The organism is Thalassolituus sp. UBA2009 (assembly GCF_002335285.1).
In the GTDB taxonomy this organism is placed as follows: domain Bacteria; phylum Pseudomonadota; class Gammaproteobacteria; order Pseudomonadales; family Oceanobacteraceae; genus Venatoribacter; species Venatoribacter alkanivorans.
Genome location: NZ_DDCJ01000148.1, coordinates 1 through 16,762 on the forward strand (window position 1 = coordinate 1; position 16,762 = coordinate 16,762).

The following is a 16,762-nucleotide window of genomic DNA, read 5'->3' on the forward strand; positions in this document are numbered from 1 at the left end:
CCACAGCCCCAGCATCAGCCCCGCAGCGCCCGCTGCCAGCCGTAATACACCGGTATCGCGGTTCCAGATCAGCAGATTAACAATCAAACCCGCCGGAATCAGCGCATTATTCATAATCGCCAGCTGACCGCTGCTGACTCTGGTCGCACCCAGATTCCAGAAAAAATACCCCAGCCCTGAAGCGACAATCCCCAGCCATAACAGAATGCCCCACTGCAGTGGGCTGGCCGGATATTTATCCCCGCCCAGCAGCAGCCAGGCCGGCAGTACAACCAGCAGTGCGCCCAGATAAAACCAGCCAAAGCTCTGATGCTGAATCAGCGGCCGTGAAGAAGGCCAGGTTTCCAGCAGACGTTTGTACAGCACCTGACCGCTGGCAAAACAGAGATTGGCGCCCTGCACCACAAAGAAACCCAGCCAGAAATCCTGACTGAGCTGGTTATAGCGCATGATCGCGGCGCCAAGAATGGCAATGATTGCACTGAACAGATAAGCCGCGCGGAAACGCCGCGCCAGCAGGTCATAAATCAGAGTCACGTACACCGGTGTAAAAATGGTGAAAACCAACACCTCAGGTACGCTGAGCAGCAGGAAAGACTGGTAATAAAACAGATACATCAACCCCAGCTGAACGGCGCCGATTGCCATTAAACGCACGGCCAGAGCCGGGGCAACGGGATTTCTGACAAGCCAGGGAATAAATATCAGAGAAGCGAGCACAACCCGGGTTAATACGGCAAAATAACTGTCAACCTGACCGGCCAGATAAACCCCGATCAGCGAGAAGGAAAAGGCCCAAAGCAGGGTAACGGCCCACAGAATTGGCATACCCGAACATCCATACAGAAGCAGTAAAGGCGGCAGCATGCAGCAAACACCGGAGCGAATCCAGCACCTGTGGAACCGGTTGGCAACCATTGGTGGTTTTACATACGAATCCCGTCCCGGGCCACGGTCGCTGACCGGCTGGCAGGGAGAAGGGCGCGGTCAGGTGCAGATTGACGACAGCAACGCTGATGAGCGGCATTTTATCGAGCAGGGCGAGTTTCAGCTGCAGAATGGCCAGATTGTTGAGATGCATAACCGGTTTATCTGGCGTAAGACAACCAGCGGAATTGTCCTCTCTCATGGACGCCGTGGTGAGCCGGTCTTTTTGTTCGAACTCATTCCAACGACTGATGGATTATGGAAAAGTGCGCAAGATCACGTTTGTATTAATGACTTATATTCCGGAGAGTTGCGCGAAAGTGCTAATGGCTTTGAGCTGACCTGGCACATCACCGGCCCGAAAAAAGATGAACATCTGTTTTATCGTTATTTTCCTGACAATTCGTAACACGAAAGAACCTTGAGTCATTACTCTAATCCTCTTAATGTGTCGTATGTTGATATCCGATAAAAATAAATAACGAGGACTAATTATGCTTGGCCAGATTATGGATCGTCCGCTGCTGATTTCCGGTTTGCTGGAGCATGCCGAACAAACCCACCCCGGCAGCGAAATCGTCAGCCGTCGCTGTGAAGGCGATATTCACCGTTACACCATGCGCGATGCCGCACAGCGTGCACGTAAAGTGGCTAATTTATTAGCCCGTATGGGGATTCAGCAAGGTGATCGTGTTGCTACGCTGGCGTGGAATGGTTACCGCCATTTTGAACTGTATTTTGGTGTGTCGGGCTCAGGTGCCGTGCTGCATACAATCAACCCGCGGTTATTCGCCGAGCAGCTGTCATTTATTATTAATCATGCCGAAGACCGCTGGATTTTTGTTGATTTAACCTTTGTGCCACTGCTGGAAAGTATTAAAGACCAGATTACCGGCGTCGAAGGTTTTGTCGTGCTCTGTGATGAAGACAAAATGCCACAGACAGCACTGCCTAATGCGCAGTGTTATGAAACCTTGCTGGCCAAAGAATCGGATGTATTTATCTGGCCGGAGTTTGATGAGCGCAGTGCTGCGAGTATGTGTTACACCTCCGGCACCACCGGTAATCCGAAAGGTGTTGTGTATAGCCACCGTTCAACGGTTATTCATGCTATGGCATCCATCGGTGAAGAAGCGCTGGGTCTGGCTTCCACATCCTGCTTCCTGCCGGTTGTTCCAATGTTCCACGTTAATGCCTGGGGTACTCCGTATTCTGCTGCAATTACCGGTGCCAAACAGGTATTCCCGGGACCAGGTATGGATGGCGCATCCCTGTGGGAACTGATCGATGCAGAAAAACCGGATTTATTACTCGGCGTACCAACCGTGTGGCTGATGCTGCTGAATCATATGGACAGCATCGGTAAAAAACTCGAATCGGTTAAAAACGTTGTTGTTGGTGGCTCTGCGGCACCGCTGTCAATGATCCGTGCGTTCCAGGAAAAACACGATGCGTTCCTGATTCATGCCTGGGGCATGACCGAGATGAGCCCGATTGGTACCGTCAACGCGCATAACAACCATATGGAAAAGCTGCCGCTGGAAGAGCGCTATCTGCTGCAGGCCAAACAGGGCCGTCCTGTGTATGGTGTTGAGATGAAAATTGTTAACGACCAGAACGAAGAATTGCCACGCGATGGTGAAACTTTCGGTCGCCTGCTGGTGCGTGGTCCGTGGATTATCAGTGGTTATTATAAAAATGATGACCGCAGTAATTTCGTTGATGGCTGGTTTGATACCGGTGATGTGGCAACCATCAGTCCGGATAATTACCTCACCATTGTTGACCGCTCCAAAGACGTTATTAAATCCGGCGGTGAATGGATCAGCTCGATCGATCTGGAAAACGCCGCAGTTGGTCATCCGGAACTGGTTGAATGCTGTGTGATCGGCGCCCGTCATCCTAAGTGGGATGAGCGTCCGTTACTGCTGGCCATTCGTAAAGAGGGCAGCAACCTGACAGAACAGGATGTGATGGATTACCTCAGCGATAAAATTGCCAAATGGTGGATGCCGGATGCGATTATTTTCGTTGAATCCCTGCCGCATACTGCGACCGGTAAATTACTCAAAGTGGATCTGCGCAAAGAGTATGAAAATCATCTTCTGACAACGGCAGATGTCTGATTCAGGCCCTGGCAGAACAATAAAAAACCCCGCATAGCGGGGTTTTTTATTGTCTGCTGAACGGTCAAAGAATCAGGAGACTGCGTCAAATACCTTACTGAAGCTGGATTGCTCATTAATATCAATCGGCAACTGCAGTTTGCGTGAGATATCGCTGGCTGAAAAAATCCCGCGGATCTGATGCATCTGCTCATCCACCACCAGACAGTGCTGCTGGTGATTATCCTTCAGGAAGTTAACAACATCACTGATGCTGGCACGGTTAACCTCATCAATATTCAGTGCCAGTAAATCTTTTTTGCGGATCATCAGGTCGGTAACCTGAATATCCTCACGGCTGTGATGCAGTTGAGCGGCTTTGGCCATAATGTTCTGTTCCGATAACTCCCGCGAACTGATAACACCAACAAAGTGCTCATTCTCATCCACTACCAGCTTCATGCGCACATGGGTTTTAATCATCGTGTTGCGGGCTTCAATCGCTGATACGGTGGAATCAATTACCAGAGGTTCAATGGTATAAAAATCGGTAAAGAACTGCATGGCACGGCTTTCCAGTGTGTAGCGTGGGGACTGTTCCGGATATACCAGTTCATCCACACTGACAACCGGATAAAGAGTGAGTTTAGGCATAGTAATCTCCTGATCATTCAAGGGCAGCAAACGTGCAAAAATCTGAAAGGTTAAATTGCTATCAGGCTGTTGGTGGGGCACGTATGGGGGATAAAGGCAGGTAGTAAACATTGAATGACTGCCAGACCGGAGTCCGGCTGTAACCATCAGGGATAAATAATGCAGGTGAACCAGTGTGGGTCAGTAGTGGGTCATCGCCCTGACTGCTATCGGTGATGCTTTGCTGGCCGGCGCTGTCGATGTTCAGTAATGAATCCGGTGAACTGTTGCCGGCTGTTGCAGATACCCCGGCCAGCGGGCTGGAATCCGGACTGAGCAACAGTAAACAACAGAGCAACGTACGCAACATCTGGGAGCCGTCTCCGGTACCTGACTGAGAGGATACTTTCAGTCTAGTTCGTATGATCCGTACCGGCCATGTGGGTTCCGTTAACTTATGTTATGAAATTGATGCCAGGCTTTTGTTTACGCAGGAATAATCCATGCTGCGGCGCAGACGTAGTACTATGCCCGCGTTCGGTCCTGTAATTTGTGAGTGATTTTTATGAGCCGTCAACACACATTATTTGATCGCTTCAGCGGCGCTCTGGAGAAGGGCAGGCTTGACTGGATTGGTCTGCGCCCTGCGCGGCGAGCGGCACTGCTGAGTGTGGCGCAGACCTATGCTATTGCGGATCTCGGCCTTGAAGGCGACCGCCGTTGTCAGGGAACGCCGGGGTCGGCACGACAGGTAACACTGATTAATGCTGAGCATCTGGATGTTGTGGCAAAACTGCTTAAACGTGAGAGCATTGATCCGGCACTGCTACGGCGTAACCTGATGATCAGTGGTATTAACCTGCAGGCCTTACGTTACCAGCAGTTCCGTATTGGTGATGCCATATTTCAGGCAACGGCATTGTGCCACCCCTGTTCGCGCATGGATGAAGTGCTTGGCCCCGGTGGTCATGCGGCGATGCTCGGGCACGGCGGTTTGTGCGCCAGAATATTACGTGCCGGAAAAATTCAGGTTGGTGATGAAGTGATCTGTCTGAGTGCGGACGAACAGCTCCCCGATTAACGTCCTCCTGTTCATCATCCTGTAACGGCTATACTGCCTGATATTTATTATCCGTGATTAAGAGCTTCAGCAGATCGTTGGCTGCGCGGCAATCTTGCGCGCCTGTCTCCTGAAAGAATGAGGAACATACTTGAATAACCATAAACCGCCGTTTGTTATGGCGTTCATCTTTTCTCTGCTGCTGTGTCTGTCGCAGACAGCGGCGGCGCTAACGGTAACAGACAATGATCAGGAAATTCTGCTTGATCAGCACAGCCGTTACCTGATTGATGAGGGAGCACAGGCAGGATTAGATGACATTCTGGCCCGTGCTGGTGGGTTTTCTGCCGTCAGTGACCGCCGTCAGCTGAATTTTGGTTATACCCATGATGCATATTGGCTGCATATTGAAATACAGCCACAGCTGCAGGAATCACAGGCGTGGATTCTGGAATTTGAGTATGCCTATCTTGACGACGTTACCCTGTACATTGTCCGTGCAGATGGCCGCGAAACACTGCGTGCCGGGCGTTATATTCCTGTTGATCAATGGCCGTTAGCCGGGCGTAAACCTGCTTTCCCGCTGCAGTTGAATCCGGGAGAAAAAACCGAACTTTATATACGCATTGTTAACCATGCGGGAATGGCACTTAATACCCGTTTATTATCAGCCCGTGAATATTCTCTGCATAATACCCAGACGGTCATTATTCTGGCGCTGTATTTTGGCATGCTGATCGCACTGGGTTGTTATAATTTTTTACTGTTTCTGGCACTGCGTCAGAAAACCTTTATTTTATATTCGGCCTTTGTCTTTACCTTTGGCTTTGCCGCTTCCGGCATGAATGGCATAGGGTCGTTAATTTTCTGGCCGGATATGGCGCTGACAGGTTTGGCTGATCGTATTGTTCCGACCGGCTTCAGCGTGGCAACGGCACTGGCAATGATGTTTGCCCGCAGTTTTTTGCAGATGCAGACGCTGGCTCCGCGCTGGCATCGTTTTCTCGGTATGGCCATTCCGCTGTGGTGGGCCGGGGCGGCACTGACACTGATCAGCAGTGTTCAGCATGCCTTACAGATAATGTCAGTGATGGGCATTATGACAACCGTTACATTGCTGGTTACCGGAGGCGCGGCGGTGCGGCGTAAAATACCGGCGGCACGTATTTTTGTCACGGCCTGGGCATTATTGCTGATTGGCACAGCATTGTTATCGGTGCGCAACGCTGGCCTGATTCCGTCTAATTTTTTTACCGTGTATGGCATGCAGTTAGGTTCAGCAGCAGAAATGTTGCTGCTGTCGTTTGCACTTGCCGCACGTTTTAACGATTTAAAGCGGCAAAAGGAAAAAGCTCAGCAGGCCTTGCTGGACACATTGCGGGAACAGGAACGGATACTGGAAAGCCGGGTATCGGAACGTACCGCTGAACTGGAAAAAGCCAAAAACCAGCTGGAGCGTCAGGCAACCGAAGATGCTTTAACCGGATTAAATAACCGTCATGGTCTGCGGCGTATTTTTGCGCAGATAAAAAAATACGCACCGGATAATGAAAGTGCTGCGGTGATGCTGATTGATCTGGATGACTTCAAACCGGTAAATGATCGCTATGGGCATGGGGCTGGCGATGAGTTACTACAGGAAATTGCCCGTCGTCTTCGGGCTTCGATCAGCGAAAATGATGCAGCCGGGCGTTTAGGTGGTGATGAGTTTGTCGTTATTCTGCGCGATGTGAAAAGTTCGCAGGTGGTGTATGAACATGCCAACCGGATACTGTTATCCGTCAGTGAACCTTTTCAGCTGAATAATGGTAAGACCGTTGCTGTCAGTGCCTGTATCGGCATTTGTCTGCGGCGCTTATCCGGCGAAACGATGAGCACACTGCTGCGTTGCGCGGATGAAGCGATGTATCAGGTTAAGCGTGGTGGTAAGCACGGTATCGCGCTGGACTATGATGGTGAACCTCATATTGGTCAGTTACCGGGTATTCTCTAGCAGGTAGTTTAATTAGTGTTAACAGTCGCCTTTAAAGCGGGCAGTGGCTTATTAAAAATAAACCACCGCCATGGAAAGATGCTCAGTGCGTGCTTTCCAGCGCACCGTTACGCCAGGGCTCAATCACCACTTTGATATGCGGGTTAGGCTGCAGTAATTGCTGGAATGCCTGCGCCACACCGTCCATCCCGACCTTACCGGTCAGCAGCTTTTGCCAGGGCACTTTGCCTTCGGCAATAGTATTCAGGCATTCGCTGAATTCTTCCGGCTGGTAATAATACGAGAAGCGCATATCCAGTTCTTTTACCGTGGCGTAGGCATAATTAATCGCCGACACCGCGGTATGCACACCGGTAATAACCAGCGTGGCATTGGCCGGTGCGCGCTGCACAAAACCATCAATTAATGTGTGCAGGCCGACGCACTCAAAAATCACCAGACGCTGACCGGCGGCAATCTCTGTGGCCAGAGCCACTTCATCCTGCTGTGCCGGGTTGGCGCTGGCAGTAGCACCAAACTCCTGCGCGATCTGCAGTTTGTCCTGCTGTAAATCGGCGGCAACAATATTTTTAATGCCACGTAATTTCAGCGCCGAAATAACTGCCAGACCAATAGGCCCGCAACCGACCACCAAAGCAGTATCTTCTGCGCCTATATTGCTGCGGTTAACCGAGTGCAAACCAACGGCAAGCGGTTCAGCCAGTGCCGCGGCTTCGGCCGGTACGTTATCGGGCACTGGGAGAAGCAGAGCTTCGTCGAGAATAAAATATTCTGAATAAGCACCGCTTAACCCCGGCGTAACGCCCACACCGGCGCCGTTCTGGCTGAGCAGAATCGGCACCGAGGTAACCCGGCTGCCAACGGGCAGATTCTTTTCTGTGGCCGGACCGTAGCTGACAATTTCGGCACAGAATTCGTGGCCGAGTAACAGCGGGGTATGATTATCCAGACTATCGGGCATTACACCGAGCTTGCGGTAAAAATCGAATACCTCACCGGTGTGGCGGGTAATATGCAGATCGGAACCACAGATTCCACAGGCCAGACTGCGCACCAGTACCTGCCCGGCCTGCGGCTCGGGCAAAGGCATCTGCTGCACACTCAGCGCACCGTCCTGCATTACAACAGCATTCATGGTTGCCATAGTGTTGTTCCTGCTCAGTCGTTGCTGAAACCGGCAATCGCACCGGGTTTGATATAGCGCGGGGTTACACCCTGTGCTTTGGCGGCGGCAATAATCATCTGCTCGATCCAGCCGGCATCCATGATGTTCATGAAATTACCGTCGGCATCGAAATTAATATTGGCGCCGGAAATCACCATAAAGCCATCGGCACCACCGGATTCTTCCGGGCAATGGAAGGTATGGATCGAACCACCCGGCTCATATAAATAGCTGCCGGCGGTCTGTGGCTGATCGGGATATTCCAGATAATTCCAGCGGCCGCTCAGGGTATAAAAATGCACTACGCCGGTATGAAAATGCTTAGGCAGGGTGACGCCGGCTTTGAATATTGCGCGGATAACCCAGGTTCCGTTTTCCGGATCGAGAAACAGCGGGTATACATCAACGCCGGGCAGGGCATCTTTAATTAAATTTTCTTCGTTGGTGTTCAGGGTCAGTAAAAAATCCTGATGCTGGATAACGTCGGGTAATGCCATGGTTAGTACCTCACGGTTTTATGTTTATTGTTGGTTATGGGCGTTAATTCCGGATTCTGTTTATTGTTTAAGCAGGATCCAGCAGGGGGTATTTAAAGTTTTCGAAACCATCGGACGCGCTGATGGTGCAGCCGTTAATGCAGTTGGCTTCGTCGCTGGCAAGAAAAGCCACGACGTTGGCGATTTCGGCCGGTTGGGTAAAGGTCTGACGCATCTGCTCTTTGCGGATATGGTCCCACAGGCCCAGTGCTTCGTACTGGCGCAGCATCGGCGTATCCACCCGCCCCGGTGCTACAGCACAGACGCGGATACCCAGGCCTGCAAGCTCCAGCGCTGCGCATTTGGTCATCATGTCGACCGCAGCCTTGCTGACGTTGTAGGCAAAAGTCATTTCGGAGGCGATGCTGGCGTACACCGATGAAGTATTAATAATTACGCCATCGCTGCCCTGTGCCTGAAACTGACGGGCGGCGGCCAGAATGCCGTAATACACACCGTGCTGATTGACGCGCGTAACCGGGTCAAAATCGGTTTTCGGATCATGCTGCAACAGAGGTTTGGCGAGGCCGATACCGGCGTTATTAATCACAATGTGCAGGCGGCCGAACTGCTCGGCGGCATGGCGTACCATCTTTTCAACCTGGGCGTAGTCGGTAACATCAACCGCCAGCGTACGTACGCGGTCGGTATTCAGATTTTTAAAAACACCGAGGGCTTCGGCCGACAGATCCACAGCCAGAACCCGTGCACCTTCTTCCAGTAACTTGCTGACAATGGCCTGACCAATGCCACCTGCGGCGCCGGTGACTACCGCGGTTTTACCTGTTAAGCGCATACGTTTTACCTTGCTTGTTATTGTTGTTAAGCACCAATGTAGGTGGTTAATTGCACAGGTTCTTGACCTTTTACGAGCTTAAGTTGATATATTGCGAGTATTGATAGTGGAATAGCGGAAGGTCTGAGGATGTATCTGGTACGCAGTGGTGCAGCCGCCCAGTTCGAGCAACTGGTGCTGGAATACGGACAAAACCCGATAGAACTGATGCAGCAGGCAGGCCTGCGTCAGGCGCAGTTCCGCGATCCGAATACCTATATCGCCTATCCGCGCCTGGCCGGATTACTGGAAATAGCCGCCCAGCGCTGTGCCCAGCCGCTGTTTGGCGTTGTGCTGGCCCAGCGGCAGACGCTGCATGTGCTCGGCGATCTGCCGATGCTGGTATCGCGCGAGGCGACGGTGGCCGAAGCATTGGCGCGGGTGAATCAGAATCTGTATCTGCATGCGGCGGGCGTGGCGCTGGAGGTGCAGCCGCAGGGCGAGCAGGTGCGGCTGGCGCTGTCAATCAACGTGCAGTCCCCTCATGGAATGCAGCAACTGATGCAGCTGAGCGTGGCGCAGCTGGCGATGTTTGTCTGCAGCCTGCTCAATATCAGCAGCACCGCCCTGACGCTGCACCTGCGTCAGCCTGCTCCGGCCGGGCAGGGCACAGATGCACGCAGCAGTACACTGCCAGCGCTGCGTTTTGCCGAATCTTTCGACGGTGTGGTGCTGAAAAGCAGCCAGCTGGCGAGCCGCAATCATCAGGATGAAGAAGCACTGAACCGCCATCTGCAGGAGCATCTGCACTATCTGCAAAGCCGTTATCCCGGCAATCTGGCCGATCAGGCACGGGACATCATTGGCCGCCTGCTGCCCACCGGCGAATGCTGTATCGAACGGGTAGCGACGGCGCTGGGCATGCATGAACGCACACTGCAAAGCCGGCTGCAGCAGAATGGTGAGAGTTACCGTGGCTTATTACAGCAGGTGCGCCAGAGTCTGGCCGAGCAGCAACTGCGTTACGGCGCCCAGACCATCACCGAACTGGCGCTGCAGCTGGGCTATGCCGAGGTAGCGGTATTCAGCCGGCATTTCCGCCGCTGGACGGGAATATCGCCACGGGCGTGGCAGCAGCGGAACCGGCCTTAGGGCTGGTGACAGAAAGGTGTCATGGGAGTTGCCTGGTGAGCTGCCAGATAAGGTGTAAGGAAGTGCCAGAGATACTCTGGCAGGTTCGGGTGCCTGAACTTTAAACCTATTTAAATACTGCCGGATCGTACCTGGCTGTTTAAATTGGAGCGTTGGACACCTGGTCAGTTTGACGTTGGTGTCTGTTCAAATGGGACAAGATCACGTCGGTTCTTGAGCAGCTTGTGATATGGCGTTTTATTGGCACAGAATTACCGAAATACATTGATTCCAAGGATCTCTCTCACTTTCGATCCGTCGATGCTTCGAAATATCAGTAGTTCTCTAACTACGCGCTGCATCCTCTCGAAGTACTTATGAAATACAGGCAAAACGTGCGCTATAGCGAAATTCATAAATTCTTGCTTTTCTTCCTTGGTAAAGTCATTGTTCTCTGTAACTTTTCGACCAATAAAATCCTGGTTATCTTTCCAGGCATTACTAAAAATGCGAGCACTTAATTCCGCGACGACATCAGGATTATTTACATCGACCCCATCAATTAAGCCATTTTGAAATAACAATATTTCTGCGGCAATCCCACCACAAGCAACATTTCTTTCTGTTTCTGGGGTGACATAGCAGCCACGAGCTACAGCAAAGCCTTGCAAATTATCATTTAGAAATTCGATGCGCTCTAGATCGCCACCTAGGTGCAGACAAATCGTTGCATGCCCAACTTCATGCCAAGCCCTATACTCATCGCTATCCATAATTATCATTTAATTTTTCTCATTTTTGCCTAAAATTTAGGTTAATCACGTAAATCCTACCAGCACGGGAAAGAGAGGTATGAGTGAGTACAGAACAGCTCGCTGTGCGGTTTTGCCTTGCTTTTTTATGAATCATTATTGGCGTGTGACATATCTTTGACTAGCAATAATGACCAGGCCAAAATAGCAAATCCAGTTACTTTTGTGTATGGGATTTCAAATGGTTTAAAGTACTCAGGAAAAAAGCCAGCAAAGCCTAGAGGCATAATAGCTACACCAATAAATGGAGCTATGTTATGGCCATCAAAAAGCCTGATGCTAACTTCGATGTAAGCGAAAAATCCCAAGGTAAGAACGATCATGGCGATAGCTAAGCTGAAGAAATATATTTTAAAAATTCCTGCTGATTCTCCTGAAAAGTACCAGGGCCCTACCTCCACAAATATCGAGCATATTAGACCTGGAATGCACACCTTGAGGGCAAGATCATCTATAGCCTTAACATATGTTGTGGAAAACCCGTCAAGCATAATTATCTCCTTGAATTAACTGAATAACGCCGCACTCTGTGGGAAATTTGTCCCAAGAAGCAGCTTGCTATGTGTGAACACCTTGAGCCTCCATGAACCAAAAATCTCCGTATTTCATCCAGCTTAGGGTGTATGATTTTCTAAGAGTAATGCTCACTGATTTACCACCGATGGGCGTAGTGAGGATTATTGGGCCAAAGCTTGCGCCATTAGAAATGTCATAATCACAGCACTTGGCGTTTTTATTCTTTGGATTCACTAGTCTTGGTAAATCATTCATTACCAGAGATACGCCTTCCTGAGCTATTTCAGATGAAACGTATTGCTCTAGAAGATAAAAATCTTCGTGCAAATCTTTCATAAAAATATCTGTAGCGCCCCGGGTTCCACCAGAAGAAGCTAATGTGCGATAGCATTTCATTTCTATTGCTATAGAATGTTTTTTATCTCCCAGCTCACCCTTAAAGAGTAAATCAATTTCACGGCTACGCCCATTTACCTGAACGCCAGTTTCTAACTCAATTTCAAATTTCTCATTTTCATGAAATATGATCAGAGGTAATAGTTGCTGAAGGACGTAAGCGTACTGAAGCTGCATTGAAGCTTCTTTATTTATTGGTATAAGCCTATTTCCAACTTTTCGAGAGAAAATAATCCAGCTCAGATTTACCGCTGCTCTCATTCTTTTGGAAAAACTTTCAGATTCGATGCTTGGCACGTTCAATCCCTTTACGCATACCTCTTGCAGCAGCGGCGAGTCTACGAATCCGCTGACTGCCCTTGTTGTACGGGCTTGGCTTCGTTAACAGCATGAAGGTCTGGTTTTCGTTTATTTCTATCAATTGCCGAATTAGCCAATTCAAACACTCTGTCTCTGAATTCAGGAATGTTTTTTAATGCTTCCTTGAAAGAGTTTGAGTTTGCCAGCTCGTGCCAAGGACTTCCATGACCTCCATCTTCAACAAGTCGTAAAGGTGCTTCTTCTACTCTTGATAAAGCAGATTCAAAGAGTCTGGCTTCAAGATCTTCATCTATCCTCGCGGCTTCTTTTCTATAACCTTCATATGCTTTTGCAACAGAAGCTTTATAACCATAATCTTCGGCCAACTTAAATCTTTGACCTATTTGTTTAGTCGATAACCATGCGAACCATAATGGGGCGCCTAGACTTACAATTGACAAAAATATATGACCAAATACAAGACCCAATTTGGGATCTGGAACAGATAAAGCAAAAGTTAAGGCTTCCACTCTGCCGGAACCGATAAACCAAGCTGATACAAGTGCACCCAACAGACCAAAAACCCATACCCACATGGATTTAGAAAGTTGACTCGCCCTTTGATCAAAAGCACCAGCAAGCCCCTTGCTGGTCGTAATACGATAGGAATCTTCGCAGTTTTCAACCAGTTTGTCGGACTCTTCTTTATTGGATTTAATAGCGCTAAGTAAACTATCAACATTTTCTTTTGCGGTTGATATTTTAGTTGCTGTTTTAATCGCTTCAGAACCAATAGATTCGACTTTTTTTCGAGCCTCTTTTAAATCTTGTAAATCTGCAGGAAGTGATTCTGCAGTTTCTGTAGCGTCATTAATGATTTGAATTTGCTTGGTGAGCTTATCTTGGTCAACCTCTATTTCATTAATTTTTGCAGATAATCCTTTAAGTTTTCTCGAAATGGCTGGAGGTAAAACACTAGGGTCATTATGTATAACCCATGTTAGCTCTGGTTCGATTAAACTAGAAATCCACTCTAATGTACTAATGTAAGCTGGGATTGCCTGTTGTCCATTGCCATTGTAAAAATAAGGCAGAGTCGAACTTTTTATACGTTCTAGCTTTGCTGGAACTTTTTCCAGTATTTCAAGAAGATCTTCGTCATCAATATTCAAATCAGCTTTTCGAATACGCTTTGATAAAGAAAGTGGAATATATGCTAGCTCAGTACGATCAATGGCTGGGTGATGCCAACCAAAGGCTTCATTCAGAGAGCGATTATCGCTCCACCCCTTTTCCACTGCTCCGGCCAATGATTCCAATGCAATACACAAATTCTCAATTTCTTTATTCATATTTTGTCCTTACTCGAATATTGGATGAAGCCGTACAACAGTTTTTTAATGTGCATGCGCATTCATTCCGGGAGAATCATTCGAGAACCCCCGTGTAACTCATTGCCCAGACCGAAAGATTTTCCACAATTCAAAAATACCTTCCAGAAATACGCGCACACAAATACAAAGCGCGCCGGATCTCGCATTAGCTGAAAAATCTACGCTTCGGGTGCTCAGCACCTCTTTACATCTGAGGGGTCAGACAACGGCGCTCGCCGTCACCCCTGCCTTTACCAGCCCCGGTAGACAGGTCGTATTAATAACAGAAAAATCAGTACTTCTGACTAGGTATAAAGTATTGGTTTTGCGTATGGAAGGCGGAGGCGGGATTGAGATCGGGGGTCAGAGGTCGTGGGGTCAGAGGTCGTGGGGCTAGAGGTCGTGGGGCTAGAGGTCGTGGGCCATCGCTCGTTGAATAGGAGAACAGAGATAGCAGCTCAGCAATCCTGCGGCCGGTCTATATCCTTCACTATGCCTTGATCCGTCAGTGGCAGCAGGTATACATCCTGCGGGTTGTCGGTCAGCAGGCGGCGGGCGCCTTCGTCACCCTGACACTGAGTCAGTGCGCAGGCGTAGCTGCGGCTGAAGCCGACCGGGTGGCCGTTTAAGGTTTTGCCTGTGTCTGCACCTGTGTCTGTACGCTGCAGTATCGGGCGTACAATTTTGTGCTGGTTAAGGGCTGCGGCCACGCGCTGATAGGTGGCTGGCTGGATAAAGGGCATATCGGCCAGCGCAATCAGCCAGCCATTCCAGTGCTGGGTGGCGTGCACACCAAAGGCCAGACTGTGGCCCATACCCTGGGCCGCTTCCGGGCAGATACCCCAGTCAACACCGAGACGGTCAAGCTCTCCGGCCCATTGCTGATCTCCGGGGCGCAGCACCACAAACAGCGGTAAACCGCTGGCGCGGATCTGCTGCAGCGTGGTGAGCAACATGGGTTGGTGCTGAACACCGTGCGGCAGGCTGACTTCGGCCAGGCGTTTGTCACCGCCAAAGCGTTCGCTTTTACCGGCCGCCAGCAGAATCACCCCAACCGGAGCATCCGCGGGCGTTGTTGTCAGTTCGGGTATCGTCAGATCAGGCATAGTGTCAGATCAGGCATAGCGTCAGATTATGCTTTGCAGCGTGCAGACAGATGACAGTACCACAGCAGGCCCAAAGGGAATACGCCGTATTAGCCGCGCTGCGGACGTTCCGCCAGCAGGTGGGCAAGCACCGACAGGGCAATTTCGTATGGCGTTTTACTGCCGATATTCAGACCGATGGGCGCATGCAGGCGCTGCAGCTGTGTGCTGCTGACGCCCAGCCCGGTTAAGCGCTCACGGCGTTTGGCGGAGGTCGCCAACGAACCCATGGCGCCGATATAAAACGCGCGGGTGTCGAAGGCATCGAGCATGGCCATATCGTCGAGGCGCGGGTCGTGGGCCAGCGCGACAATGGCGCTGTGCGAATCGGCAAAGCGCTGGCTGATCAGGGTATCGGGCATGGCGCACCGCAGCTCGGCGCCGGGGGCGTCGAAGCCCTGCAGGAACACCTCGCGGTGATCGCAGATGGTCACGGCAAAACCCGCCGGTTGTGCCAGTGCCGCCAGGTGACGGGCGACTTCGCCGGCCCCGACAATCAACAGCTGATACGACGGCTGAAACGGCTGGATAAAGTATTCAGAGGTTAACCGGCAGGTTTGCGGAGCATCATGCTGCAACAGTGTCAGGCGCTGCCCTGACGCATGTAAACTCACCTCGCGCACAAAGGGCGTGCGTGAACTCAGCCAGGCCAGCATCTGCTGAATAGCGGCCAGATCCTCTTTACCAAGCCGCTGCAGCAATATCTGCAGATGACCACCACAGGGCAGACGATAACGCGCCTGCTCGGCGGCATTATCACCAAACAGCAGCAGTTGTGGCTGGCTGCCATCCACCTGACCGGCGCGCAGCCGGGCAATCAGATCTTCTTCGACGCAGCCACCGGACAGCGAACCGGCCATACCGAAGTCGGCCGACCAGGCCAGCAGCGAGCCCACCGGACGCGGGCTGCTGCCGTAAGTGGCAACCACAGTGGCGAGCCAGACCGGGCTGCCGGCACTCAGCCATTGCGCGGCTGAGTGCAGTACATGCTGATCGGTGCTGGGCGCGCTATTCAGCTCGAAACGCGCTATGTGCTCAGTGGCTGGAGCAGACGGCTGCATAAAGTGCCCTGAGCCTTACGCCAGCTGCAACGGCAGGCGACGCAGACGCTGGCCGGTGGCGGCAAACAGCGCATTGGCCACCGCCGGTGCCAGTGGCGGCACGCCCGGCTCACCCACACCGGTCGGGTCGTACTGGTTGTCGGCAATATCGACCACAATCTGCGGCGCTTCCGGCATACGCAGCAGGGCGTAGTCGTGGAAGTTGCTCTGCTGTACGGCGCCGTCTTTCAGCGTGATATTGCCGTACAGTGCGGCGGTGAGGGCAAAGTTAATGCCGCCTTCCATTTGCGCGCGGATCATATCCGGGTTAACCGCCTGACCGCAGTCGACGGCGCAGACCACACGTTTAACGCTGAAGGTTTTACCCTCAACCTGCACATCGGCAATCTGCGCGACCCAGGTGTTAAAGCTTTTATGAATCGCCACGCCCTGATGGCAGCCCGGCAGCGGCCGGCCCCAGTCGGCCAGTTGCGCCACCCGGCGCAGCAGGCTTTGCGCGCGCGGATGCTGCGCCAGCAGCTCAAGGCGGAAATTCAGCGGGTCCTGCTTCTGCTGGTGGGCCAGTTCGTCGATAAAGCTCTCGGTCACAAAGCCATTGTGCGAGAAGCCCACCGAGCGCCAGTAACCAACGGGTACGCCGGGTTCGCTGTGGATAAAGCGCACGTCGATATTGTCCAGCGCGTAAGGCACGTCGTTGGCGCCTTCGTAGCCGGAGCTGTCTTTCGGCGCCAGAATGCCTTCGCCCAGCTTGCCGGCACCGGCCAGCATCGGGAACATCAGTTTCGGCATAAAGGGATACTGCGCCGGGGCGGCATCGCCGACAAACCACTCGAA

General features: G+C 51.4%; 18 protein-coding genes. 5 read left to right on the forward strand and 13 right to left on the reverse strand.

Going from position 1 to position 16,762, the window contains the following annotated elements; all coding sequences use genetic code 11:
• Positions 1 to 828: EamA family transporter (locus tag B3P58_RS18105; RefSeq protein ID WP_286719494.1), on the reverse strand; the 828-nt coding region annotated here is incomplete at its 3' end.
• A gap of 37 nt (positions 829 to 865) precedes the next feature.
• Here B3P58_RS18105 and B3P58_RS18110 point away from each other — a divergent pair.
• Positions 866 to 1,336 (forward strand): DUF6314 family protein, encoded by a 471-nt coding sequence (locus B3P58_RS18110; protein WP_145466460.1) that lies wholly within the window; start codon positions 866 to 868, stop codon positions 1,334 to 1,336.
• Positions 1,337 to 1,421: 85 nt separating this feature from the next.
• Positions 1,422 to 3,053, forward strand: a complete 1,632-nt coding sequence (locus tag B3P58_RS18115; RefSeq protein ID WP_286719496.1) for a long-chain-fatty-acid--CoA ligase — start codon at positions 1,422 to 1,424, stop codon at positions 3,051 to 3,053.
• A 72-nt stretch (positions 3,054 to 3,125) separates the two neighbouring features.
• On the opposite strand, the gene B3P58_RS18120 is transcribed toward B3P58_RS18115, so the two are convergent.
• Positions 3,126 to 3,686: a CBS domain-containing protein gene (locus tag B3P58_RS18120; protein WP_145466458.1), complete on the reverse strand. Its 561-nt coding sequence runs from the start codon at positions 3,684 to 3,686 to the stop codon at positions 3,126 to 3,128.
• A gap of 61 nt (positions 3,687 to 3,747) precedes the next feature.
• Positions 3,748 to 4,035, reverse strand: coding sequence for a hypothetical protein (locus tag B3P58_RS18125; RefSeq protein WP_286719499.1), 288 nt, complete (start codon positions 4,033 to 4,035; stop codon positions 3,748 to 3,750).
• Positions 4,036 to 4,230: 195 nt separating this feature from the next.
• On the opposite strand from B3P58_RS18125, the gene B3P58_RS18130 reads away from it, so the two are divergent.
• Positions 4,231 to 4,746, forward strand: a complete 516-nt coding sequence (locus tag B3P58_RS18130; RefSeq protein ID WP_286719501.1) for an MOSC domain-containing protein — start codon at positions 4,231 to 4,233, stop codon at positions 4,744 to 4,746.
• Positions 4,747 to 4,876: 130 nt separating this feature from the next.
• On the forward strand, positions 4,877 to 6,718 hold the full coding sequence (locus B3P58_RS18135; RefSeq protein WP_225693020.1) for a diguanylate cyclase: 1,842 nt from the start codon (positions 4,877 to 4,879) through the stop codon (positions 6,716 to 6,718).
• Between the two features lie 82 nt (positions 6,719 to 6,800).
• Here the strand turns inward: B3P58_RS18135 and B3P58_RS18140 are convergent, their stop codons facing one another.
• The 3 genes from B3P58_RS18140 to B3P58_RS18150 form a co-directional block, all read right to left on the reverse strand.
• Positions 6,801 to 7,862, reverse strand: a complete 1,062-nt coding sequence (locus B3P58_RS18140; RefSeq protein WP_286719503.1) for a zinc-binding dehydrogenase — start codon at positions 7,860 to 7,862, stop codon at positions 6,801 to 6,803.
• Between the two features lie 14 nt (positions 7,863 to 7,876).
• Complete coding sequence (locus B3P58_RS18145) at positions 7,877 to 8,380, reverse strand: 2,4'-dihydroxyacetophenone dioxygenase family protein (RefSeq protein ID WP_145466454.1); 504 nt, start codon at positions 8,378 to 8,380, stop codon at positions 7,877 to 7,879.
• Positions 8,381 to 8,447: 67 nt separating this feature from the next.
• Entirely contained in the window at positions 8,448 to 9,215 is a 768-nt protein-coding gene (locus tag B3P58_RS18150; RefSeq protein WP_286719505.1) for an SDR family NAD(P)-dependent oxidoreductase, read from the reverse strand.
• 129 nt (positions 9,216 to 9,344) lie between these two features.
• Here B3P58_RS18150 and B3P58_RS18155 point away from each other — a divergent pair, with 129 nt between their 5' ends.
• Positions 9,345 to 10,346 carry a helix-turn-helix transcriptional regulator gene (locus B3P58_RS18155; protein ID WP_286719507.1) on the forward strand — a complete coding sequence of 334 codons (1,002 nt, stop codon included), beginning with the start codon at positions 9,345 to 9,347 and terminating at the stop codon, positions 10,344 to 10,346.
• A 251-nt stretch (positions 10,347 to 10,597) separates the two neighbouring features.
• Here B3P58_RS18155 and B3P58_RS18160 read toward each other — a convergent pair whose 3' ends face one another.
• The 7 genes from B3P58_RS18160 to B3P58_RS18190 form a co-directional block, all read right to left on the reverse strand.
• Complete coding sequence (locus B3P58_RS18160; RefSeq protein ID WP_286719509.1) at positions 10,598 to 11,098, reverse strand: hypothetical protein; 501 nt, start codon at positions 11,096 to 11,098, stop codon at positions 10,598 to 10,600.
• Positions 11,099 to 11,223: 125 nt separating this feature from the next.
• Positions 11,224 to 11,628 (reverse strand): hypothetical protein, encoded by a 405-nt coding sequence (locus B3P58_RS18165; RefSeq protein WP_286719511.1) that lies wholly within the window; start codon positions 11,626 to 11,628, stop codon positions 11,224 to 11,226.
• A 67-nt stretch (positions 11,629 to 11,695) separates the two neighbouring features.
• On the reverse strand, positions 11,696 to 12,346 hold the full coding sequence (locus tag B3P58_RS18170) for a hypothetical protein (RefSeq protein ID WP_286719512.1): 651 nt from the start codon (positions 12,344 to 12,346) through the stop codon (positions 11,696 to 11,698).
• Between the two features lie 41 nt (positions 12,347 to 12,387).
• Entirely contained in the window at positions 12,388 to 13,701 is a 1,314-nt protein-coding gene (locus tag B3P58_RS18175; protein WP_286719514.1) for a hypothetical protein, read from the reverse strand.
• A 479-nt stretch (positions 13,702 to 14,180) separates the two neighbouring features.
• Complete coding sequence (locus B3P58_RS18180) at positions 14,181 to 14,828, reverse strand: nucleotidyltransferase family protein (protein WP_286719516.1); 648 nt, start codon at positions 14,826 to 14,828, stop codon at positions 14,181 to 14,183.
• 89 nt (positions 14,829 to 14,917) lie between these two features.
• Complete coding sequence (locus tag B3P58_RS18185) at positions 14,918 to 15,928, reverse strand: XdhC family protein (RefSeq protein WP_286719517.1); 1,011 nt, start codon at positions 15,926 to 15,928, stop codon at positions 14,918 to 14,920.
• Positions 15,929 to 15,943: 15 nt separating this feature from the next.
• The coding region (locus tag B3P58_RS18190) for a molybdopterin cofactor-binding domain-containing protein (RefSeq protein ID WP_286719518.1) at positions 15,944 to 16,762 on the reverse strand (819 nt) is incomplete at its 5' end.

Bases quoted from the DNA above. Each gene is read 5' to 3' on its own strand.
- B3P58_RS18145 (WP_145466454.1), bottom strand. From the start codon at position 8,380: ATGGCATTACCCGACGTTATCCAGCATCAGGATTTTTTACTGACCCTG.
- B3P58_RS18150 (WP_286719505.1), bottom strand. From the start codon at position 9,215: ATGCGCTTAACAGGTAAAACCGCGGTAGTCACCGGCGCCGCAGGTGGC.
- B3P58_RS18110 (WP_145466460.1), top strand. From the start codon at position 866: ATGCAGCAAACACCGGAGCGAATCCAGCACCTGTGGAACCGGTTGGCA.
- B3P58_RS18165 (WP_286719511.1), bottom strand. From the start codon at position 11,628: ATGCTTGACGGGTTTTCCACAACATATGTTAAGGCTATAGATGATCTT.
- B3P58_RS18140 (WP_286719503.1), bottom strand. From the start codon at position 7,862: ATGGCAACCATGAATGCTGTTGTAATGCAGGACGGTGCGCTGAGTGTG.
- B3P58_RS18180 (WP_286719516.1), bottom strand. From the start codon at position 14,828: ATGCCTGATCTGACGATACCCGAACTGACAACAACGCCCGCGGATGCT.
- B3P58_RS18160 (WP_286719509.1), bottom strand. From the start codon at position 11,098: ATGGATAGCGATGAGTATAGGGCTTGGCATGAAGTTGGGCATGCAACG.
- B3P58_RS18125 (WP_286719499.1), bottom strand. From the start codon at position 4,035: ATGTTGCGTACGTTGCTCTGTTGTTTACTGTTGCTCAGTCCGGATTCC.
- B3P58_RS18130 (WP_286719501.1), top strand. From the start codon at position 4,231: ATGAGCCGTCAACACACATTATTTGATCGCTTCAGCGGCGCTCTGGAG.
- B3P58_RS18185 (WP_286719517.1), bottom strand. From the start codon at position 15,928: ATGCAGCCGTCTGCTCCAGCCACTGAGCACATAGCGCGTTTCGAGCTG.
- B3P58_RS18115 (WP_286719496.1), top strand. From the start codon at position 1,422: ATGCTTGGCCAGATTATGGATCGTCCGCTGCTGATTTCCGGTTTGCTG.
- B3P58_RS18155 (WP_286719507.1), top strand. From the start codon at position 9,345: ATGTATCTGGTACGCAGTGGTGCAGCCGCCCAGTTCGAGCAACTGGTG.
- B3P58_RS18175 (WP_286719514.1), bottom strand. From the start codon at position 13,701: ATGAATAAAGAAATTGAGAATTTGTGTATTGCATTGGAATCATTGGCC.
- B3P58_RS18120 (WP_145466458.1), bottom strand. From the start codon at position 3,686: ATGCCTAAACTCACTCTTTATCCGGTTGTCAGTGTGGATGAACTGGTA.